At 41.6% G+C, this 1,226-nt stretch carries 1 protein-coding gene and 1 pseudogene; both read left to right on the top strand.

The annotated features are described in order from the left end of the window. Positions 1 to 203 (top strand): annotated as a pseudogene (locus AC1DVB_RS27375) (GerW family sporulation protein); the annotation flags it as partial. 180 nt (positions 204 to 383) lie between these two features. Beyond that, positions 384 to 884 carry a thiol peroxidase gene (gene tpx, locus AC1DVB_RS27370; protein WP_034309176.1) on the top strand — a complete coding sequence of 167 codons (501 nt, stop codon included), beginning with the start codon at positions 384 to 386 and terminating at the stop codon, positions 882 to 884. The last annotated feature ends 342 nt before the right edge of the window (positions 885 to 1,226 follow it).

Here is a 1,226-nt window from a genome sequence, read left to right as displayed (position 1 = left end):
ATCTCGATGAAGGGACGCACCTTCTAGAAAAAATGATGGATTTAGCTCCTCAAGTCGTCGATAAGATTCAGTCCATGCTATCCAAGAAAGACAATTATCAAAAGCAAGGCAATAATCAAAACCAAGGAAATAATCAATACCAAGGCGGCAGTCAACCAGCTGTAAACAGGTACCAAGAACCTAAACAGGATATAGACTTCTAATTGCGACTCGGCATCCGCCGAGTTTTTCTTTTTGCTGCATTCTTCCTTTGCACCGAAAAAAGCTCGGATGGCGAACTTGTGCATGCAYCATTCACATTTCCTGATTCAATTAATTGCAAAATTCCGGCAAAACAAATATTATTATGCTTGTACATATAGCAGAAAAGGGAGGAATTATTAATGGCTTCAGTTACATTTAAGAACAACCCGATCACTTTAGTGGGACAAGAACTAAAAGTTGGGGACAAAGCACCTGATTTTACAGTATTGGCTAATGACTTATCACCGGTTACTTTAAGCGACTCCAAGGGTTCTGTCCGCATTATCAGCGTTGTTCCATCCGTGGATACAGGCGTATGTGATGCACAGACACGTAAATTCAACGAAGAAGCGGCAAAATTGGATAATGTGAAAGTACTGACGATCAGTAACGACCTTCCTTTCGCGCAAAAACGCTGGTGTGCTGCCAGCGGCTTGGACAATGTTCAAGTTCTTTCCGATCACCGTGACCTTTCATTCGGTGAAGCATATGGTGTCGTCATGCAAGAACTTCGTCTATTGGCTCGCTCTGTATTCGTTGTGAACAGCTCTGATGAAATCACATATGTAGAATATGTGAGTGAAGGTACGAACCATCCAAATTACGAAGGTGCAATCGAAGCGGCGAAAGCGGCAAAATAAGATGCGAATTTAAGAAACCGGGCACAATGTGCCCGGTTTTTTGTTATAATGTTGATTTTATTGTTGATAAAAACCATGACGTTGAAGTGGACAGGTCCTTTTTAGGATTTAATGTTCATTGGAAAGTTGTGTCGATCGATACATTTCATTTCAATTGAAGGGTATCATTTATTATATCTGGATTCAGTTAAGGCTCGAATGTCGGACCATTTTGTGGTAAAACAACCTTGCCAGACCATTCCTGACCATTRGGTGTTCCAACTCTTATGTCAATTTCATTAGGCCACGATGGCATTTGTCTTGGTCCTGGGAAAAACCCCGCTTGTTGCCCTGCTCGAAATC

The sequence above is a fragment of the Peribacillus sp. P4_D6 genome, assembly GCF_056401795.1.
Note: the sequence above shows the minus strand (reverse complement) of the source record. Positions and strands in the feature narration are given on the sequence as shown.

Bases quoted from the DNA above. Each gene is read 5' to 3' on its own strand.
- tpx (WP_034309176.1), top strand. From the start codon at position 384: ATGGCTTCAGTTACATTTAAGAACAACCCGATCACTTTAGTGGGACAA.